16 protein-coding genes are annotated in these 19,060 nt (G+C 73.5%); 10 read left to right on the forward strand and 6 right to left on the reverse strand.

All coding sequences use genetic code 11. The features are described 5' to 3' along the window. Window positions 1-291: 291 nt before the first annotated feature. The 3 genes from ACSMXW_RS27670 to ACSMXW_RS27680 all read right to left on the reverse strand — a co-directional run bounded on the left by ACSMXW_RS27670 (window position 292) and on the right by ACSMXW_RS27680 (window position 2,921). Window positions 292-864, reverse strand: coding sequence for a hypothetical protein (locus tag ACSMXW_RS27670; protein ID WP_485800229.1), 573 nt, complete (start codon window positions 862-864; stop codon window positions 292-294). Window positions 865-898: 34 nt separating this feature from the next. Beyond that, on the reverse strand, window positions 899-2,539 hold the full coding sequence (locus ACSMXW_RS27675) for a helix-turn-helix domain-containing protein (RefSeq protein WP_485800230.1): 1,641 nt from the start codon (window positions 2,537-2,539) through the stop codon (window positions 899-901). A 175-nt stretch (window positions 2,540-2,714) separates the two neighbouring features. Next, complete coding sequence (locus tag ACSMXW_RS27680) at window positions 2,715-2,921, reverse strand: hypothetical protein (protein WP_485800231.1); 207 nt, start codon at window positions 2,919-2,921, stop codon at window positions 2,715-2,717. 676 nt (window positions 2,922-3,597) lie between these two features. Between ACSMXW_RS27680 and dxr the strand changes: the two genes are divergently transcribed. The 10 genes from dxr to ACSMXW_RS27730 all read left to right on the forward strand — a co-directional run bounded on the left by dxr (window position 3,598) and on the right by ACSMXW_RS27730 (window position 16,424). Next, complete coding sequence (gene dxr, locus ACSMXW_RS27685) at window positions 3,598-4,860, forward strand: 1-deoxy-D-xylulose-5-phosphate reductoisomerase (RefSeq protein WP_485800232.1); 1,263 nt, start codon at window positions 3,598-3,600, stop codon at window positions 4,858-4,860. After that, the gene (locus tag ACSMXW_RS27690) at window positions 4,857-6,158 is read left to right on the forward strand and encodes a M50 family metallopeptidase (protein WP_485800233.1); all 1,302 of its coding nucleotides are present in this window, start codon (window positions 4,857-4,859) and stop codon (window positions 6,156-6,158) included. Before dxr ends, ACSMXW_RS27690 begins: the two co-directional genes overlap by 4 nt. Before the next feature lie 172 nt (window positions 6,159-6,330). Then, window positions 6,331-7,485 carry a flavodoxin-dependent (E)-4-hydroxy-3-methylbut-2-enyl-diphosphate synthase gene (ispG, locus tag ACSMXW_RS27695; protein ID WP_485800234.1) on the forward strand — a complete coding sequence of 385 codons (1,155 nt, stop codon included), beginning with the start codon at window positions 6,331-6,333 and terminating at the stop codon, window positions 7,483-7,485. Window positions 7,486-8,020: 535 nt separating this feature from the next. Further along, a complete protein-coding gene (locus ACSMXW_RS27700) occupies window positions 8,021-9,250 on the forward strand; it encodes an ABC transporter substrate-binding protein (protein ID WP_485800235.1) in 1,230 nt (409 codons plus the stop codon). A gap of 61 nt (window positions 9,251-9,311) precedes the next feature. Further along, entirely contained in the window at window positions 9,312-10,421 is a 1,110-nt protein-coding gene (locus tag ACSMXW_RS27705; protein ID WP_485800236.1) for an ABC transporter ATP-binding protein, read from the forward strand. After that, window positions 10,418-11,476 (forward strand): ABC transporter permease, encoded by a 1,059-nt coding sequence (locus ACSMXW_RS27710; RefSeq protein ID WP_485800237.1) that lies wholly within the window; start codon window positions 10,418-10,420, stop codon window positions 11,474-11,476. Before ACSMXW_RS27705 ends, ACSMXW_RS27710 begins: the two co-directional genes overlap by 4 nt. Further along, window positions 11,476-12,381: an ABC transporter permease gene (locus ACSMXW_RS27715; protein ID WP_485800238.1), complete on the forward strand. Its 906-nt coding sequence runs from the start codon at window positions 11,476-11,478 to the stop codon at window positions 12,379-12,381. Before ACSMXW_RS27710 ends, ACSMXW_RS27715 begins: the two co-directional genes overlap by 1 nt. Before the next feature lie 395 nt (window positions 12,382-12,776). Beyond that, on the forward strand, window positions 12,777-13,625 hold the full coding sequence (locus ACSMXW_RS27720) for a GNAT family N-acetyltransferase (RefSeq protein ID WP_485800239.1): 849 nt from the start codon (window positions 12,777-12,779) through the stop codon (window positions 13,623-13,625). 285 nt (window positions 13,626-13,910) lie between these two features. Further along, window positions 13,911-14,480 (forward strand): GNAT family N-acetyltransferase, encoded by a 570-nt coding sequence (locus tag ACSMXW_RS27725; protein ID WP_485800240.1) that lies wholly within the window; start codon window positions 13,911-13,913, stop codon window positions 14,478-14,480. 246 nt (window positions 14,481-14,726) lie between these two features. Then, window positions 14,727-16,424, forward strand: a complete 1,698-nt coding sequence (locus tag ACSMXW_RS27730; protein WP_485800241.1) for a proline--tRNA ligase — start codon at window positions 14,727-14,729, stop codon at window positions 16,422-16,424. Between the two features lie 430 nt (window positions 16,425-16,854). Here ACSMXW_RS27730 and ACSMXW_RS27735 read toward each other — a convergent pair whose 3' ends face one another. Genes ACSMXW_RS27735 through ACSMXW_RS27745 form a run of 3 tightly spaced genes read right to left on the reverse strand, consistent with a single transcriptional unit; the run spans window position 16,855 to window position 18,915 of the window. Next, on the reverse strand, window positions 16,855-17,838 hold the full coding sequence (locus ACSMXW_RS27735) for an aminoglycoside phosphotransferase family protein (protein ID WP_485800242.1): 984 nt from the start codon (window positions 17,836-17,838) through the stop codon (window positions 16,855-16,857). 19 nt (window positions 17,839-17,857) lie between these two features. After that, window positions 17,858-18,385, reverse strand: coding sequence for a ferritin-like domain-containing protein (locus tag ACSMXW_RS27740; protein ID WP_485800243.1), 528 nt, complete (start codon window positions 18,383-18,385; stop codon window positions 17,858-17,860). Continuing rightward, window positions 18,382-18,915: a hypothetical protein gene (locus ACSMXW_RS27745; protein ID WP_485800244.1), complete on the reverse strand. Its 534-nt coding sequence runs from the start codon at window positions 18,913-18,915 to the stop codon at window positions 18,382-18,384. The genes ACSMXW_RS27740 and ACSMXW_RS27745 overlap by 4 nt, the downstream gene beginning before the upstream one ends. Window positions 18,916-19,060: the final 145 nt, after the last annotated feature.

Here is a 19,060-nt window from a genome sequence, read left to right on the forward strand (position 1 = left end):
GGTACCGCCGGCGGTACCACCCCCCGCCTCACGGCAGCGGGGGAGCCTTGGGGGCAGTGGGGAAGCCTTAGGGGCAGGGGGAGCAGTGGGAGAGGCACCGCCGCTTGGGCGTGCCCCTGCCACGATGCGCCTTCGGCGGGCCACCGGCCCGAGCCCCTTGCGGTCTCGTTTCCGGCCACCGCCGGTGGGGGCTGGTCGCGCGGTTCCCCGCGCCGTCCCCGCGCCGTCCCCGCGCCCCCTCCGGGCCGCCGGACGCCGCCGCCCCCCGAGCCGCCGGCGCGGCCGCGCCCTTCAGCGGGCCGGTGAACTGCGCTGGGGGCGCCTCCCACGCGTTTCCGCCAGGGGGGCACCTGCGCGGCGTGCCCGCAGCGCGTCCACCGCGGTGCGTAACGCCCCGCCGGGCCGCTCGTCAGCGAGCCGTCGCTCGAAGGCGAGCAGCCAGTACGTGCCGCGTTCCGCACCGCATCCCATGAGGTCGGCGACGCCCTTGGCGGGGAGTCCGAGTCCGTGGTGGAGCACCCCCGCGTCGGCCGCCGGACCCTCGACGAGCCGGTGCACCACATCGGCGTCAGGGGCCTGGCGCGCCCGCAGGGCGATGGCCAGCCTGCGCCGCAGGATGCGCCATCCCACCGCCGCCGGGCTCAGCTTGAGCGCCGCCGGCCACGCAGCCAGCAGCTCCCCCAGGGCACACCGCACCGCGTGCTCGGCGGCGGGGCCGTCCCCCAGCCTGCACCGGGCGTAGGCCCGGTACCGGGCGCCGTGCAGCATGCAGAACGCGCCGAACTCCAGCGGCAGGCTCACGTCGATGCCGTTGAACTCCAGCGGACGGCCGGCGTCCACGCCGGCGACTTCGTCGCGGAACATACGGGCTCCTGAGGGCGAGGGAGGGGTGGGAGGGTCAGCCGAAGGCAGCCGCGGGGATGACGGGCAGGCCGGCCGCGGGGATGACGGGCAGGCCGGCCGCGGCCCCGGGTGGCGGCACCTGCGCCCCGGCCACCAGCGCGGACGCCTGCCAGCACAGCCGCCGTACGTCCTCCTCCTGGCCACCCAGCGCCGTCACCAGGCGGGCGATCACCCCCCAGTCAGCGGGCGGCGGCGCCGCCGGGTCCACCAGGCAGGCGAGGTGGTCCCGGGTGAGGCCCTGCCCCGCCCCGCCGAGTGCCGGCAGGTCCGGCTCGGCCGCGGCCAGGTACAGGCCGCGCAGCGCCGTGCGGATCACCGCCCGCCCCTCGGACGGCGACCGCGGCGGCGCGGGCGCGGTGCCGTGCGCCTGGCACCAGAGGTGGGCCAGGTCGTCCGGATCGGCGTCGCACGCCTCGGCGAAGCTCCTCGTCACCTCCCACGACGGCAGCCGCTTGCCGGCGAGGACCAGGGACAGGTACGAGGCCGAGACGCCGATGCGCCGGGCGAGGGCGCGGGCCGAGGTGCGGTGCGACTCACGCAGGTGGCCCATGGCCAGGGCGAGCTGTTCGGCGGCGCGTCTCTCCTGGTCGTCCCCGCGCGCCGGCGCGCGCGGCGGCGCGGAGCGCCGGCCGCCCGCAGCCCGTCCCGTACCGCTGCCCGGCGCGCCACAGGTCCTGGACGCCCCGCTGGTCCTGGACGCCCCGCTGGTCCCGGGTGCTCTGCTGGTCCCGGGTGTCCCCCTGGTCTCGAAGGCGCCGCTGGGCCCTGGCGCCCCACCGGTCCTGGTCACCCTGCCGGTCCTGGAAACCCCACCCGCCTCGGACGTCCGGCCGGCCTCGAACGTCCCGCAGGTCCCGGGCGCCTCGCCGGTCTCGGACATCCCGCAGGTCCCGGGCGCCCCTCTGATCCCGGGTACGGCACCGGCCCCGGGCGCCGCGCCGATGCCCGCAGTCGCGCCGGGCGCCGGACCGGCAGCGGTCCCCGGTACCACCGCCGCTCCAGGCATCACGCCACCGGACGACAGCGTCCCGCGGACCGGCACCGCTCCGCCGGCCGGCACTCTGCCGTCGGCCGGCGGTGTGCCGCCGACCGGCACCGCACCGCTCGCCGGCCCCGTGCCCGCCGTGGATCGTGCGTCCCGCGCGCCCTGCGCCGCCTGCCCGGGCAGCCCGCGGGTGCGGGCCTCCGCCCTGCGCCGGCGCCGCTCCAGCGCCCGGGCGACCTGGTCGGGTGACCAGTGCCCGCGCGCCGACCCGGCGGCCATGCTGGTGGCCGCGCCGATCTGCGCCCAGGTCACCCCGTGGCTGCGGGCCTTGCGCACCGCCACGGCGAGCATGTCCTCGGCGTCGAGCTTCATGGTGACCGCCCGGTGCACCAGCTCGATGGGGGCGCCGCGCGCGGCGCTCTGCGCGGCGCCGAGCAGCTCCCGGGCGGTCCGCAGGGTCTCCTCCGCGAGACCGGCGGCGGCCTCGTCGTGTTCCGGCGGCGCTCCCGCCCGGACGGTGGTCCGGGCGCGGTAGGCGGAACTGCGGCAGGACGGGCTGCAGAACCGGGGGAGACGACCCCGGTTGCTGGGGCGCCGGAACGTGGCTCCGCAGGAGGGGCACGTGAGGTCGCTGGAGGGTCGGGTGGGCACAGGGACTCCTTCGGGGCGCACGGCCCGGGCCGTGCCAGGGCCGGCTGCTGCTTCTCGTCACGCGGTCCGTGCCGGTTTGGCGGGTCGGCGGAACGAAAGGGAGACCGTCGCACCGGTGGGGCGGCGGGGTGCGGGGGCCGGGCCGCGGCCGTGCGGACGCGGCCCGGCATGAGCGTCAGGAGCGGTCGCTCCTGGCATAGCGGTAGGTGACGCTGCCTGCCGCCGTGAGGATCGTCAGCACGGCGGTACCGAGCAGCGGTGCGGCCGGGACGTCACGGATCAGCAGCACCAGCAGAACCGGCAGGGCGAGGAAGGCTCCCAGCCGGATGTTGACCCGGCCGCAAACGGCCCGTGAGGTTTGGACGTCCCCGAAGGGAGACATGTAAGTTGCGTAACCGCTGGTCCGGCCCCCGTGCGGGGGAGGGACGGCGGCGGGATGGAGGGGCAATGCACGCTCCTTGGTCTCGTACTCATTGATGCAGCAGGCCCCGGGTGGTTGGCAGACCGTGTTCCCGGGGTCGTGCTGTGTTCGCCGACCTTAACCGCTCGCGTGACGCTGAGCGAACCTATCGTCACGTAAACGGGAAGTCTTTTCGGTTCGGCAGGAGAAATCGCAGGCAGTGCCATTTCGCGACGGCGGAAATGTCATATGCCAGCGCAATGACAGCAGTTGAATGCGCCCCTGCGCCCTCTCCCGCCCCAGGCCTCCCAGAAAACCCTCGGAACTGGAAATTCCCAATTCCGCTTCGCCGGGGCGGCATCCCGTCGGGAACCGCGCCGCACAGGAGGGGCCCGTCGACTCCGTCGATGGCGCAGGTGTTCCGGCGGCTGTGCGCGCTCCCTCGGCCGCGCGCCCCGGGGCGTGCACGCGGGCGCACCGGTGCTCCGCGGCGCCGGCGCGGCCTCGGTGCGGCCCGGGTACGACCTCGGAAGGCCTCGGCACGATCTCGGCAGGCCTCCTCGGCACGGCCTCGGCAGGCCCTCGGCCCGGCGGCCCGGGGACGCGCGGCCGGGCAGCCGCTGTCGGCGCCGTCTCGCCGAACGGCGACAATGGGGGGATGAGCGACAGCCCAGCGCCCCTCGCGGACCCGCATCTCGTCTTCGATCCCGGCGGCGGCCCCTCGGTCCGCCGGGACATCGTCATCCTCGGCTCCACAGGCTCGATCGGCACCCAGGCCATCGACCTGGTGCTGCGCCACCCGGACCGGTTCCGCGTCACCGGCCTCTCGGCCGCGGGCGGGCGGGTCGCGCTCCTCGCCGAGCAGGCCCACCGTCTGCGGGTACGCACCGTCGCCGTGGCACGCGAGGACGTGGTGCCCGCGCTCCGCGAGGCGCTGGCCGCGCGGTACGGCGCCGGGGAGCGGCTCCCCGAGATCCTCGCGGGGCCCGGGGCGGCCACCGAGCTGGCAGCCTCCGACTGCCACACGGTGCTCAACGGCATCACCGGCTCCATCGGCCTCGCCCCGACGCTGGCCGCCCTCGGCGCCGGGCGGACCCTGGCGCTGGCGAACAAGGAGTCGCTGATCGTCGGCGGCCCGCTGGTCAAGGCGCTGGCCAAGCCGGGCCAGATCATCCCGGTCGACTCCGAGCACGCCGCCCTCTTCCAGGCGCTCGCCTCCGGCACCCGCGCCCAGGTGCGCAAGCTGGTGGTCACCGCCTCCGGCGGGCCCTTCCGCGGCCGCAGCAGGGCCGACCTCGCGCACGTCACCCCCAAGGACGCGCTCGCCCACCCCACCTGGGCCATGGGTCCGGTGATCACGGTGAACTCCGCCACGCTCGTCAACAAGGGCCTGGAGGTGATCGAGGCCCATCTGCTGTACGACATCCCCTTCGAGCAGATCGAGGTCGTCGTCCACCCTCAGTCGTACGTGCATTCGATGGTGGAGTTCCTGGACGGCTCCACCATCGTCCAGGCCACCCCTCCGGACATGCGGGGGCCGATCGCCATCGGGCTCGGCTGGCCCGAGCGCATCCCGGACGCGGCGCCCGCCTTCGACTGGAGCACGGCGTCGACCTGGGAGTTCTTCCCGCTGGACGATGAGGCCTTCCCCTCGGTCGGGCTCGCCAGGCACGTCGGCCGACTCGCGTCGACGGCCCCGGCGGTGTTCAATGCCGCCAACGAGGAGTGCGTCGACGCGTTCCTGAACGGAGCGCTGCCCTTCAACGGCATCATGGAGACCGTCACCGAGGTCGTCGCCGAACACGGCACTCCTCGTACGGGAACTTCACTGACCGTCGCGGACGTCCTTGAAGCGGAGGCCTGGGCGCGCGCCAGGGCCCGTGAACTTTCGGCGAAGGCGACCGCGGAGGCCCGCACATGACGGCAGTGATGATGATCCTCGGGATAGTCGTCTTCGCGATCGGCCTGCTGATCTCCATCGCCTGGCACGAGCTGGGGCACCTCACCACGGCCAAGATGTTCGGCATCCGGGTGCCCCAGTACATGGTCGGCTTCGGGCCGACCCTCTTCTCGCGGAAGAAGGGCGACACCGAGTACGGCATCAAGGCCATCCCCCTCGGCGGCTACATCCGTATGATCGGCATGTTCCCGCCGGGCCCGGACGGAAAGCTGGAGGCCCGCTCCACCTCCCCCTGGCGCAGCATGATCGAGGACGCCCGCTCGGCGGCCTTCGAGGAGCTCCAGCCCGGTGACGAGCACCGCCTCTTCTACACCCGCAAGCCCTGGAAACGGGTCATCGTGATGTTCGCGGGCCCGTTCATGAACCTGATCCTGGCCGTCGCGGTCTTCCTCGGCGTCATGATGACCTTCGGCGTCGAGACCCAGACGACCACCGTCGGCAAGGTGTCGGACTGCGTCATCCAGCAGAGCGAGAACCGCTCCACCTGCCACAAGGGCGACAGGCCCGCCCCCGCCAAGGCCGCCGGGCTCAGGGCGGGCGACAAGATCGTCGCGGTGGACGGCAGGCCCATGAAGGACTGGTCCACCCTCCAGGACACCATCCGCGACACCATCGGCCCCGCCACCATCACCGTCGAGCGCGACGGCGCCCACCGAGTCCTGCACGCCAACCTCATAAAGAACCAGGTCAGCAAGGTCGACGGGCACGGCGGCTACGTCGAGGGCAAGTACGTCTACGCCGGCTTCCTCGGCTTCAGCCCCGCCTCCGGCATCGTCCAGCAGTCCTTCGGCAGCTCCGTGAGCCGGATGGGCGACATGATGGAGCAGGGCGTCGACTCCATGGTCTCGCTGCCGTCCAAGATCCCCGCCCTCTGGGACGCGGCCTTCGGCGGTGCGCCGCGCCAGCCGGACTCCCCGATGGGCGTGGTCGGCGCGGCCCGGGTCGGCGGCGAGGTGTTCACCCTCGACATCCCGCCGGAGAACCAGATCGCGATGATGCTGTTCCTCGTCGCGGGCTTCAACCTCTCCTTGTTCCTGTTCAACATGCTCCCGCTGCTGCCGCTGGACGGCGGTCACATCGCGGGCGCCCTCTGGGAGGCGCTGCGCCGGCACACCGCCCGGCTGGTCAAGCGGCCCGACCCCGGCCCCTTCGATGTCGCGAAGCTGATGCCCGTGGCGTATGTGGTCGCCGGGATCTTTGTCTGCTTCACCATCCTGGTACTCATCGCCGACGTCGTTAACCCGGTCAAAATCTCCTGATCGACGTCGGTTCACGGCGGCCGGGCACCGTGGTGGCCCGGCCGCCCGCAGGAGTGACACAGAAGACGGGATACGCTGCGGATATGCCCCGGCGTGCGCCCGTGCCGTAATCTCGGATCCCGGCCCGCCCACCGACGGGGCCCTTGATCCACACCTTGGGGTTGCACAGCAGATGACTGCGATTTCTCTTGGCATGCCGTCCGTTCCGACCAAGCTCGCAGACCGCCGTAAAAGCCGGCAGATCCAGGTGGGGTCTGTTGCGGTGGGTGGGGATGCGCCGGTGTCGGTGCAGTCGATGACGACGACGCGGACGTCGGATGTGGGTGCGACGTTGCAGCAGATCGCGGAGTTGACCGCGGCGGGGTGCCAGATCGTGCGGGTGGCGTGTCCGACGCAGGATGATGCGGACGCGTTGGCCGCGATCGCGCGGAAGTCGCAGATTCCGGTGATTGCGGATATTCATTTCCAGCCGAAGTACGTGTTTGCCGCGATTGATGCGGGGTGTGCTGCGGTTCGGGTGAATCCTGGGAATATCAAGCAGTTTGACGACAAGGTTCGTGAGATTGCGAAGGCGGCTTCTGCCGCGGGGACGCCGATTCGTATCGGTGTGAATGCGGGTTCGTTGGACAGGCGGCTTCTCGAGAAGTACGGGAAGGCGACGCCCGAGGCGCTGGTGGAGTCGGCGTTGTGGGAGGCGTCGTTGTTCGAGGAGCATGGTTTCCGGGATATCAAGATCTCTGTGAAGCACAATGATCCGGTGGTGATGGTGAATGCGTACCGGTTGTTGGCTGAGCGGTGTGATTATCCGTTGCATCTGGGTGTGACGGAGGCGGGGCCTGCGTTCCAGGGGACGATCAAGTCGGCGGTGGCGTTCGGTGCGCTGTTGTCGGAGGGGATCGGGGACACGATTCGGGTGTCGTTGTCGGCGCCTCCTGTGGAGGAGGTGAAGGTCGGTATTCAGATTCTGGAGTCGTTGAATCTGCGGCAGCGGGGTCTGGAGATCGTGTCGTGTCCGTCGTGTGGTCGTGCGCAGGTGGATGTGTACAAGCTTGCGGAGGAGGTGACCGCGGGGTTGACGGGGATGGAGGTGCCGTTGCGGGTGGCGGTCATGGGGTGTGTGGTGAACGGTCCGGGTGAGGCGCGTGAGGCGGATCTCGGGGTGGCCTCGGGCAATGGCAAGGGGCAGATCTTCGTGAAGGGTGAGGTCATCAAGACGGTGCCGGAGTCGAAGATCGTGGAGACGCTGATCGACGAGGCGATGAAGATCGCCGAACAGATGGAGAAGGACGGCGTCGCCTCGGGTCAGCCCGAAATCTCCGTGAGCTGAGCTGAGCTGCCCTGCCGGCCCCTACTGGGCATGGGGCGGGCCGGTTTCGGCCACCCGCACGCCTGCGTCCCCACGCACGCCTGCGTCTCCCGTCCCCCTCCCGCCGCGGTGGTGAGAAGCCCGACGAACCTGTCAGGCGGTGCCGAGACCTGCGCAGCCCAGCGACCCCACAAGGCGGAGCAGTCTGTCGGGCATGGGCCCCGGAGGGGCCGGAGCGCCCCGAGAGGGCCGGGGGCGCCCAGGGGCGCGGGGGGCTGCGCGAACAGGCCCCGCCGGCAGGGGGGCGCCCAAGAGGCCGAGGCCCGGGAGACGGGCGCCCGGAGGGCCGGGGCGCCCCCGGTGTCGTGTTGCCGGTGTGAGGGCTGCGCACTTTCGGGGTCGCCCGGTACCGGAGGTACCCACGCCGTCTTGACATGTCCAAGTAAACAGAGGGATCTTTTGCGGCGTTAAGAGCTGCGTGGGTAGGGGCGATCCGCGCACCTCCTCACCCGACGAAGCGCTATGCGCACCACCAGGTGCCGCGCAGGGAGTCGCCGTGACCATCGGTACGCACCACGGAACCCGTCCCACCCACCACCGTCCGCAGCGGCTGCTGCTCATCGGCCTGCTGCTCGCCGCCGCGGCCTTCGGCTGCGGCGCGCCCGACTCGGGCACGACGGACGACCAGGGCACCGCCCAGAAGATCCCCGCCAAGCCGAGCAAGCCCGTCGACCTGGAGATCCTGGACGTCGCCGGAAACCTCCAGCTCACCCAGGGCGTGATCGACGACTTCCGCAAGCAGCACCCGGACATCGTCGGCAAGGTCACCTACTCCAAGGCGCCCGCGCCCGACCTCGCGGGCAAGATCAAGGCACAGCAGCAGGCCGGCCACGTCCAGATCGACCTGGTCCTCACCGGCACCGACGGGCTCGCCGCCGGCATCTCCCAGAACCTCTGGTCCGACATGAGCGCCCACCAGCAGGCCATCGGCGACCCGGACTACCTGCCGCCCGCCGCGGACATGGCGAAGCTCGCCCAGGGCAAGGGCACCGCCATCGTCTACTACCCCTCCGGCCCGCTCGTCGAGTACAACCCGGACGCGGTCGAGAACCCGCCGAAGACCCCCCAGGAGCTGCTGGCCTGGGCCAAGGCCCACCCCAAGCGCTTCCAGTACGCCGACCCGGCCAACTCGGGCCCCGGCCGCACCTGGCTGATGGGCCTGCCCTACCTGCTCGGCGACAAGGACCCGTCCGACCCCGAGCACGGCTGGGACAAGACCTGGGCCTACCTCAAGGAGCTGGACAAGTACGCCGCGGTGTACGCCTCCGGCACCGCCGAGACCATGAAGAACCTGGCCAACGGCCAGATCGACATGACCACGAGCACCACCGGCTGGTACATCAACCCACGGGCGCTCGGCACCGTCCCGAAGAAGATCAGGGCTGCCCACTTCGATCACATGACCTGGGTGACGGACGCCCAGTACGCCGTGGTCCCGAGGGGCGTCGACGCCGACACCATGTCCGCGGACCTCAACCTGATCAAGTGGATCCTGACGCCCGAGCAGCAGGCCAAGGCCTACGACGACGGCTACTTCTACCCGGGCCCGGCCGTCAGGGACGTCCCGCTGTCCATGGCGCCCGCCAAGTCCCAGCAGGTCGTCAAGGAGTACGGGGTGCCCGAGTTCGACCAGTGGATCGACGAGTTCCCCAAGAAGCCCTCGCTGCCCGCCGACGCCCAGGTCACCGCGTTCGACCTGTGGAACCGCCAGGTGGCGGGCAAGTGACCGGCCACATGACCGGCCACATGAGCGGGCAGCCCGCGACCGCGCGCCGGGGCAGGCGGCGATGACCCACTTCACCACCCTGCGGCTGGACGGCGTCTCCCGCAGCTTCGGCCGCCACCAGGCACTGGCCGGCCTCGACCTTCAGATCTCGGGCGGCGAGTTCATCGCGCTGCTCGGGCCCTCCGGATGCGGCAAGTCCACCGCGCTCAACTGCCTCGCCGGCCTGCTGCCGCTCACCGGCGGCGCCATCCTGCTCGACGGTCGCCGCATCGACCGGCTGGCACCCGAGCGGCGCGGCTTCGGCATGGTCTTCCAGAACTACGCCCTCTTCCCGCACATGACCGTGCAGGGCAACGTCGCCTTCGGGCTGAAGATGGCCAAGGTGCCGAAGGCCGAGGCCGCCCGGCGGGTGACCGAGGCGCTGGACCTGGTCCACCTCGCCGACCAGGCCCACAAGCGGCCCGGGCAGCTCTCCGGCGGCCAGCAGCAGCGCGTCGCCATCGCCCGCGCCATCGTCCTGGAACCCCGTCTCGTCCTGATGGACGAGCCGCTGTCCAACCTGGACGCGGCGCTCCGCCTGGAGATGCGCGCCGAGATCCGCCGCCTCCACCAGCGGCTCGGCCTGACCACCGTCTACGTCACCCACGACCAGGAGGAGGCCCTGTCCCTCGCCGACCGCCTGGTCGTCCTGCGGGACGGCCGCACCCAGCAGATCGGCACCCCCGAAGAGGTCTATGCCACCCCCGCCAACCGCTATGTCGCGTCCTTCATGGGGTACCGCACCATGCTGGACGCCACCGTGGTCACCGGCGGCGCCGAGCCCGTCATCGAGGTGGCGGGCGCCCGGCTGACCGGGCAGGGCCGGGACCGGGTGCCCGCGGGCGCCCGCGCGGCGGCCGCCATACGGCCCGAGGACCTGGACGTCACCGAGGGCACCACGGGCGGCGGGCTGCCGGCGACCGTGGAGGTCGTCGAGTACCACGGCAGGGAGCTGGCCGTGCAGGCCCGCCTCGCGGACGGCCAGCCGGTGCACTTCCGCACCCATGCACGGCTCGCCCCGGACGACGAGGTGCGCCTTGCGGCACCGCCCGAGCGGGTCCTGGTCTTCGCGCCGGACGAGGCGCCGGACGACGCTCCCGCGGCCACCGGGGCCCCGGCGGTGCGGACATGACCGCCGCGGACGCGGGGCGGGGCCGGCGCCCCGCCGCGCGCCCCGCCGCGCGGCACGGCGCCGGCAGCACGGCGCCCCCGGTGCCCGCCCCCGCGCGCCCGGCCACCGTGCCCGGCGGGGCGGGCCGTGGCGGAACCGGCCGCGGCGGAGGCGGCCGCGGCGAATCGGACCCCGGCGGGCGGCCCGCGCTGCGGCACCGGCTTGCCGAGCGGGGCGTCGACCGCACCCTGCTGCTGGTCGTACCCGGCGTGCTCTTCCTCGTGCTGCTCTTCTGCTACCCGTTCCTCTACGGCATCGGGCTCTCCTTCCAGCCCCAGAAGGGCGGCGGCGCCTTCGCGAACTACCGCCGCTTCTTCACCGACCCCTACCTGCGGGGCACCATCTGGACCACGCTCCGGCTCGCGGTGCCCGCGGCGCTCGTCAACTGCCTGGCGGCCGTGCCGGTCGCCTTCCGCACCCGCGCGCCGTTCCGCGGCCGGCGGCTGATCACCACCCTGCTGGTCATGCCGATCACCCTCGGCACGGTGCTCACCGCCGAGGGCCTGCTCGGCTACCTCGGACCCAACGGCTGGTTCAACAAGATCCTGCTCGCCATCGGCCTGATCGACCACCCGCTGGGCCTGGTGCACAACTACTGGGGCGTGCTGGCCTCCCTGGTGATCACCGGCTTCCCCTTCTCGTACCTGCTCACGCTCTCGTACCTCACCGGAATCGACCCCAGCCTGGAACAGGCCGCAGCCACCCTCGGCGCTGCACGGTGGCACCGCTTCCGGTACGTCCTGCTGCCGCTGCTGGCACCCGGCCTCGCGATCACCTTCTGCCTCTCCTTCGTGCTGGCCTTCGCCGTCTTCCCGTCCGCGCAACTCGTCGGCGACCCGCGCGGCAGCACCCATGTGATCTCCATCGAGGCGTACCAGGCCGCCTTCCAGAGCTTCGACTACTCGATGGGCTCCGCGATCGCCATGATCATGGCGGCCGTGATGCTCGCCGTCGTGGTCGTCGTGCTCGCCTGGCGATCACTGCTGTACCGGGGCGCGACAGGAGGCAAGGGCTGATGGCGGACGTCGTGGGGAAACCGGGCCGCGCCGGGGCCGCCGGGGAGCGGCCGGAGCAGGCCAGGCCGTGGTACCGGCGCCCCGGCAACTGGGTGGCGACAGCGGTCTTCGGGTTCTTCTTCGTCAACCTCGCCGGGATCATCGGCGTGCCGCTCGCCGACTCCCTGGGCACCCGCTGGTTCACCAGCTGGCTGCCCGACGGCTGGACCACCAAGTGGTACGGCTCGGCCTGGCAGGAGTTCTCGCTCGGACAGGTCTTCTGGACGACCGCCCTGGTGGCCGTCCTCGTCGTCGCCGTCTCCGTGGTGATCGGGGTGACGTCCGCGTACGCGCTCGCCCGGCGGGACTTCCCCGGCAAGAAGGCCGTCATGCTGCTCTTCCTGCTGCCGATCCTGGTGCCCCCGCTGACCTACGGCATCCCGCTGGCGACCGTCCTGTACAAGTTCCACCTGGCCGGGACGCTCTCCGGGGTGGTGCTGGCGAACCTGGTGCCGTCCGTGCCGTTCGTGGTGCTCACCATGACCCCGTTCATCGAGCAGATCGACCCGCGCATCGAGGCGGCGGCCCGGATGTGCGGGGCGCGCACCTGGTCGGTGCTGGGGCGGGTGCTGGCGCCGCTGCTGGTGCCCGGCATCCTCGCCGCTTCCGTCCTCGTGCTGGTACGCACGGTCGGCATGTTCGAGCTGACGTTCCTCACCGCGGGCCCGGACAGCCAGACCCTGGTCGTGGCGCTCTACTACGCGGTGTTCTCCGCGGGCATCCGCACCCAGCAGTCCATCGACGCGATGGCCGTGATGTACACGGCGTCGATGCTGGTGCTGCTGGTGATCGCGCTCCGGTTCGTCAATCCGACCCAGTTGGTGACGCGGGTCAGGGAGGAGACGCCGCGTCAGCGGGGCGGCTGAGGCACGGGGCCGGTGCCCCTGCCGTGCCGGTACGGGGGCCGCACCGGGACCGTGCCGGTACGGGGGCCGCACCCCCGGGGCAGGTGGCGGTGTGCGGGTCCCGCCGCGGTTGCGCGCGCAGTTCCCGTGCCCCTTCCGGGTGCGCCTCGACGCGAGGGTGCTCTCCGGCCGGGGCGCGGGGACCTGCCGGGGGTACCTCCTACGCCGTTCAAGCAGCGGGGGACGGCCGCCACCGGGCCGCGAGTGGGGACGCGACAGGAACAACACCTCCGGGGCGGTGGACAATGAGAACCGGGGACCGGCAAGCCGGCCTCCTCCGGCGGGAGCAGCGCCGCACCACCCCGCCGGGTACAGTGCCAGGATCCGAAAAGCCCGTCCGGTGAGGCCCCGCATCCGTGTTGACGCAGACCACCACCCGGGTCCTCGAACCGAGTGACCTGGACGCCGCGCTGGCGGTACTCGGCCGTGAGCCGGTCGCCAACGCCTTCGTGACCGCCCGCGTGCAGGTCGCCGGGCTCGACCCCTGGCGGCTCGGCGGCGAGATGTGGGGCTGGTACGCCGACGGCATGCTCCAGTCGCTCTGCTACGCGGGCGCCAACCTGGTCCCCATCTGCGCCACCCCCGCCGCCGTACGCGCCTTCGCCGCGCGGGCCCGCAGGGCGGGCCGGCGGTGCTCGTCCATCGTGGGCCCCGCCGGGCCCACCGCCGAGCTGTGGCGGCTGCTGGAGCCGAGCTGGGGCCCGGCCCGCGAGGTCCGCCCCCACCAGCCCCTCATGGTCACCGACCGGCTGCCCACCACCGTCACCCCGGATCCCTACGTCCGCAGGATCCGCAAGGACGAGCTGGAGACGATCATGCCGGCCTGCGTGGCGATGTTCACCGAGGAGGTCGGCGTCTCGCCGCTCGCTGGCGACGGCGGCCTGCTCTACCAGGCCCGGGTCGCCGAACTCGTCGGCGCGGGACGCTCCTTCGCCCGGCTCGACCAGGACGGCAAGGTCGTCTTCAAGGCCGAGATCGGCGCCGCCATCGCGCAGGCCTGCCAGATCCAGGGCGTCTGGGTCGCCCCCGAGTACCGCGGCCAGGGCCTCGCCGCGCCCGGCATGGCGGCCGTGCTGCGGCACGCCTTCGCGGACATAGCCCCGGTCGCCAGCCTCTACGTCAACGACTTCAACCACGCGGCCCGCGCCGCATACCGGCGCGTCGGCTTCCAGGAGGTCGGCGCGTTCATGAGCGTCCTGTTCTGACGCCGAGCAGAACCGGTTCCTCGCGGGCGCTCGCACGGCTCCGCCGCGAGGATGCCCCGGGGCCGGCGGCGGCGTGCGGCTCCCGTCGTGAGTGCGCGCGCCGTTCCCCGCGCCTTCGAGACGGGGCCGCGCCCCGACCAGGGGCGGGGCTGTGCCCCGGAGACCCCGCCACGCCGTTGAGGCGGTAGCGGAGCGACCGTCCCACCGTCGGGTGGTCCGGGGCACCAGACACCACCCACCCGGTCGGTGACCGCCCCACCCCCATGCCGGGGTAGTCTCCCCGGCATGCTGCGCATCCCCGGCCGATCCCCCCACACCTCCGACGACGACGTGGTGATCGCGCCGCTGGACCTGGCCGCACGCGTCGACGACGCGCTCGCCGTGCAGGCCCACGCCTTCGGGCTGAGCGACGACGAGATCAGCGTCCGGCGGCAGATCGTGCTCCGGCACATCACCTACCCGGGAGCCCGCGCGCTCGGCGCCACCCGCCCGGACGGCCGCCTGGTGGGCTTCGTCTACGGCATGCCCAACGACCGGACGCACTGGTGGTCCACCGTCGTCGCCCCGTACCTGCGCAGCCAGGGCCAGGACGGCTGGCTCGACGACTCCTTCGTCATCACCGAGCTGCACGTGCTGCCCGCCTACCAGAACCGCGGCATCGGCCGCGCCCTGATCACCGCCCTCACGGACACCGCCGAGCAGCCCCGCTCGATCCTGTCCGCCATCGACACCGACAGCCCGGCCCGCGCGCTGTACCGCTCGCTCGGCTATGTGGACCTGGCCAGGCAGGTGCACTTCCCGAGCGCGCCCAGGCCGTACGCGGTGATGGGCGCGCCGCTGCCGCTGCGCCGGTGAGGGCCGCCGCGCCGGCGGTGGCCGCCGCGCCGGTAGGGGGTGCCGGTGCTGACGTGGCGCCGGTGTGCCGTGGCACCTGCGCCGGGGGCGGCCGCGCGGGCCGGACCCCTGCGGCGGGGCCCGTACCGGCGGGCCGGCCGGGTGTCCGACCCGGTACCCGCTGGGGCGATTTCGTCATGGATTTCCGGTGTCCCCGGCCGCCCGGCTAACCTCCTGCTCATCACCCTTTCGTCGCAGGAGATCACCATGGCCCAGGTCCAGCGCATGTCCCGGTTGATGATCAAGACACTGCGCGACGACCCGGCGGACGCCGAGACACTCAACCACAAGCTGCTGGTCCGCGCCGGCTATGTCCGCCGCAACTCCGCGGGCGTCTGGAGCTGGCTGCCGTTCGGCAAGATGGTCCTGGACAACATCGCGCGGATCGTCCGCGAGGAGATGGACGCCATCGGCGCCCAGGAGGTCCTGCTGCCCGCCCTGCTCCCCAAGGAGCCCTATGAGGCCACGGGCCGCTGGGAGGAGTACGGCGACCTGCTCTTCCGGCTCAAGGACCGCAGGGGCGGCGACTACCTCCTCGGGCCCACCCACGAGGAGATCTTCACCCAGATCGTCAAGGACCAGTGCACGTCCTATAAGGACCTGCCGGTGATGATCTACCAGGTCCAGACGAAGTACCGGGACGAGGCCCGGCCCCGCTCGGGCGTGCTGCGCGGCCGGGAGTTCCTGATGAAGGACTCCTACTCCTTCGACGTCTCCGACGAGGGCCTCGCGGAGTCGTACGCGCTGCACCGCGCCGCGTACCAGAGGATCTTCGACCGGCTCGGGTTCGACTACCGGATCGTCTCCGCGGTCTCCGGCGCGATGGGCGGCTCGGCGTCCGAGGAGTTCCTCGCACCGGCCGCCGCCGGCGAGGACACCTTCGTGTACTGCCCGTCCTGCGACTACGCGGCGAACACCGAGGCCGTCACCTTCAAGGCGCCGACCGTGGCCGCCGCCGACCACCCGCCCATGGAGGAACTGGACACCCCCGACACCCCCACCATCGAGACGCTGGCCGCGCACCTCGGCGTGCCCGCGTCGGCCACGCTGAAGAACCTGCTGGTCAAGGTGGACGGCGAGATCGTCGCCGTGGGTGTGCCGGGCGACCGGGAGGTGGACCTCGGCAAGCTCGGCGAGCACCTGGCGCCCGCCGTCGTCGACCTGGTCACCGCGGAGGACTTCGAGGGGCGGCCCGACCTGGTACGCGGCTACGTCGGCCCGCAGGGCCTGGACAAGGTCCGCTACATCGCCGACCCGCGGGTGGCCCCCGGAACCTCCTGGATCACCGGGGCCAACAAGCCCGGCACCCACGTCAGGAACGTCGTCTGCGGCCGCGACTTCGAGGTCGACGACTACCTGGACGTGGTCGTGGTCGAGCCCGGCGACCCCTGCCCGGTCTGCGGCACGGGCCTGAAGCTGGACCGTGCGATCGAGATCGGCCATGTCTTCCAGCTCGGCCGGAAGTACGCGGACGCTTTCCAGCTCGACGTGCTCGGGCAGAACGGCAAGCCCGTGCGGGTCACCATGGGCTCCTACGGGCTCGGGATCACCCGGGCGGTGGCGGCGCTGGCCGAGCAGACCGCCGACGAGCAGGGCCTGTGCTGGCCGCGCGAGGTGGCGCCGGCCGACGTGCACGTCGTGGCCGCGGGCAAGGCCGCCCAGACGGAGCTGGCGCTGTCCCTCGCCGAGCAGCTCGGCGCGGCCGGGGTCCGCGTCCTGGTGGACGACCGGGCCGGGGTGTCACCCGGCGTGAAGTTCACCGACGCGGAGCTGATCGGCGTGCCGACGATCGTCGTCGCGGGCCGGCGGGCCGGGGAGGGCGTGGTGGAGGTCAAGGACCGCAGGACCGGTGAGCGCGAGGAGTTGCCGGTGGCCGAGGCGATCACCCGCCTCACGGCCCACTGAGAGCGGCCCGCGGGGCGCCGGCCTCCCCCTGGGCCGCGGAGCCGGGCCGGGCAGGGCCGCCGAGCCGGGCCGTGGGCCCAGCTGTCCCGGGGCCGGGCCTTGTGACCCCGCCTCCTGGGGCCCCCGAGGGCCCCGCTTCCCGTGGCCCCCGAGCGGGCCTTGGACCGCCCTCGGGGGGCCGAGCCGGTCTTCGGCCCGCCTCCCGGGGCCGGGGAGCCGGGAGGGCGCTCATGGGCCTGCCTCCCCAGGTCCGCCGCCGAGCCGCGCCACCACACGGAAGGCGATCGGCGGCGCCGAGCGCACCGCGGGCGGCGGTCGGTTCCGGCACCGCCGATCTGCTGCGGCCCCGCTGAATCCGCGATCTGCTGCGGCCCCCCGAACCCGCCGCAGCCGGGGCTTGCCGCCCTGGGGACTGGCTGGGAGCCGCCCCCTACAGCCACGTGGCGAACTCGAAGAGCAGCTCCGCGTCCTGGACGCGCCCCACGCGCAGTGCCCGTACCGCCGACTCGACGGCACGGAAGAGCGTCCACGCACCCAACCGCTCCCGCTCGACCTCCAGGGACTCCGCAAGCCGCTTCACCCGGCGCCGCGTGACCGCCGCGCCGGAGGGAGTGGCGATCACGTCCTCCACGCGGTCCCGCACCAGCCGGGCCAGATCGAAGGCGCACTCGCCGACCACCGGCTCCGGCCCCACGGCGAGCCACGGCATCCGCTCGCCCGCGAGCACCTTGCTCTGCCGGAACGCACCGTGCAGCAGCCGTGCCTCGGGCGGCGCGGCCAGCAGCTCGGCCCGCGCCCCCAGCGCCGCCGAGACGAGCGCGGAGACGTCCGCGTCCCCGGACGCCTCCGCGCCCGCCCGCATCGCCGCCGCCTGCCGCTCCGTGCGCTCGCCGACCGTCTCGAAGGCATGCCCGCCGGGCGGCTCGACCCACAGCCGGCGCAGCGTCCCCGCGGCCTCGAGCATCGACCGCGCCTCCGGCAGCGACCGCACCGGAACGTCCGGTCGCAGCCGCTCCAGCAAGAGCGCACCGCCCTCCGCGCCGGGGGGACCCGCGGTGCCGGCCGCACCCCTCGCACCGTCCGCCCCCGGGGCCCCGTCGAGCAGCCGGACCGCCCCACGCCCCGCCCAGTGCGCGAGCGCGGCGCGCTCGTCCGCGGGGCGCGCCTGTGGCGGCGCCAGCTTCAGCACCGCGGGGCTGCCGTCCGCGCGCCGCACCAGCAGCACCAGGCTGCTGCGCCCGCCGGGGACGTGCACCCGCTCCACCGTCAGCGCATAACCGGCCACCGCCGACTCGACGAGCCGCGGCAGCACCGCGAGCCAGGCGGCGCCCGCGGCGCCGGCACCGGGCCCGGTGCCGTCCCGCCGCTGCTCGTCGAGCGCGCGCAGCAGACGCTGCGGCGGTTCGAAGGCCATGCGCGTGTCGTCCCTCTCCCTACGGCCGCCGGGTCTCCGGGGCGTCCGGCGCCGCGGGCGCGCCCGCCCCGGTGGCCCGCTCGGCCAACCCGGGAAAGGCCACACCGGCACCCCGCCACCGGGCCGCCCGCACCGCCGCGTCCCGCAGTGCGTCCGCGGCCGAGCGGCGGCGGGCGCCGGCGCAGGCCCGGACCAGGTCCGCGTAGGCACCGGCGACCCGGTCCTCCAGCCGGGCGGCCAGCCGGACCGCGGCCGCCGCGTCGGTCACCTCGAACGGCAGGGCGTAGCCGGCGGCCGCGGCGCGCGGGGCCGCGCCCAGGTCGCGCACCGTCCGGGCCAGCTCGTCGCGGCGCGAGCGGTGTGCATCGTACGCGGCGCGTGCGTCGGCCCTGCGGTCGGCGCCGATCCGCGCGCCCACCACCCCGTAGCCGTACACGGCCGCGTGCTCCGCCGCGAGCGCGGCCTGCGCGGCGGCCACCTCGGCGGCCCGCTCCGAGGAGCCCTTCGCGCCGTCGTCCCGTACGGCCGCGCGCTGTGCCTCGCTCATCCGTCGCCCTCCGTCAGCAGATATGCGTGCGCCGCCCCCGCCGCGGCCACCGAGGCCAGCAGCCGCGCGAACTCGCCGGGCACGCCGCCCAGCGTCGCCATCCGGCGGTCCGCGAGCGCCCGCTCGGCGGTGGCGAGCCCGGCCAGCGCGTCCGTCTCGCTCGCCGGCACGTCCGCCGCGACCGCGCCGCTCGCCGCCGCCCCGGACGGCCCGGTCGAGGGCGCCGCCGACGGGGCGCCGCCGAACGCCGCCACGTGCCGTACCACGTCCGCGCGCAGCGGCGTCAGCCGTGGACGCAGTGACGGGTGCGCCGCGAGCACCGCGTCATAGCGTGCGACGAGGTCCGTGCTCTCGCGTGCGGCACGCGCGCGTGCCCGCTCGGTGGCCGACCTCTCCCGGGCCGCGCGGTCCGGTCCGTCGTCGGTGCACCCGGCGGTCAGCACGGCACCGGCGGCCGCGCCCGTGGCGCCGAGGAGGAGCGTTCGTCTGCGCGGCCTGTGCGGCGCGGACGGCAGGGGGCTGGGGGACACGGCAACGTCCTGTGGGGGGTCGGGTCTCGTACGGCACGAGGAGGCGGGGGCGGACGTGATCACCGTACCCGCGCTCCGCCCGCCCCCCGCTCATCGGCTCGGCTCCGGTGGTCCGGAGGCGAGGTGCCCGCCCCTTCGGACCGGT

This window comes from Streptomyces sp. DSM 116793, assembly GCF_057320905.1.

Excerpts from the sequence above, each read along its gene's own strand:
- ACSMXW_RS27670 (WP_485800229.1), bottom strand. The coding sequence starts at position 864 with ATGTTCCGCGACGAAGTCGCCGGCGTGGACGCCGGCCGTCCGCTGGAG.
- ACSMXW_RS27680 (WP_485800231.1), bottom strand. The coding sequence starts at position 2,921 with ATGTCTCCCTTCGGGGACGTCCAAACCTCACGGGCCGTTTGCGGCCGG.
- dxr (WP_485800232.1), top strand. The coding sequence starts at position 3,598 with ATGAGCGACAGCCCAGCGCCCCTCGCGGACCCGCATCTCGTCTTCGAT.
- ACSMXW_RS27690 (WP_485800233.1), top strand. The coding sequence starts at position 4,857 with ATGACGGCAGTGATGATGATCCTCGGGATAGTCGTCTTCGCGATCGGC.
- ispG (WP_485800234.1), top strand. The coding sequence starts at position 6,331 with ATGACTGCGATTTCTCTTGGCATGCCGTCCGTTCCGACCAAGCTCGCA.
- ACSMXW_RS27705 (WP_485800236.1), top strand. The coding sequence starts at position 9,312 with ATGACCCACTTCACCACCCTGCGGCTGGACGGCGTCTCCCGCAGCTTC.
- ACSMXW_RS27710 (WP_485800237.1), top strand. The coding sequence starts at position 10,418 with ATGACCGCCGCGGACGCGGGGCGGGGCCGGCGCCCCGCCGCGCGCCCC.
- ACSMXW_RS27715 (WP_485800238.1), top strand. The coding sequence starts at position 11,476 with ATGGCGGACGTCGTGGGGAAACCGGGCCGCGCCGGGGCCGCCGGGGAG.
- ACSMXW_RS27725 (WP_485800240.1), top strand. The coding sequence starts at position 13,911 with ATGCTGCGCATCCCCGGCCGATCCCCCCACACCTCCGACGACGACGTG.
- ACSMXW_RS27730 (WP_485800241.1), top strand. The coding sequence starts at position 14,727 with ATGGCCCAGGTCCAGCGCATGTCCCGGTTGATGATCAAGACACTGCGC.
- ACSMXW_RS27735 (WP_485800242.1), bottom strand. The coding sequence starts at position 17,838 with ATGGCCTTCGAACCGCCGCAGCGTCTGCTGCGCGCGCTCGACGAGCAG.
- ACSMXW_RS27740 (WP_485800243.1), bottom strand. The coding sequence starts at position 18,385 with ATGAGCGAGGCACAGCGCGCGGCCGTACGGGACGACGGCGCGAAGGGC.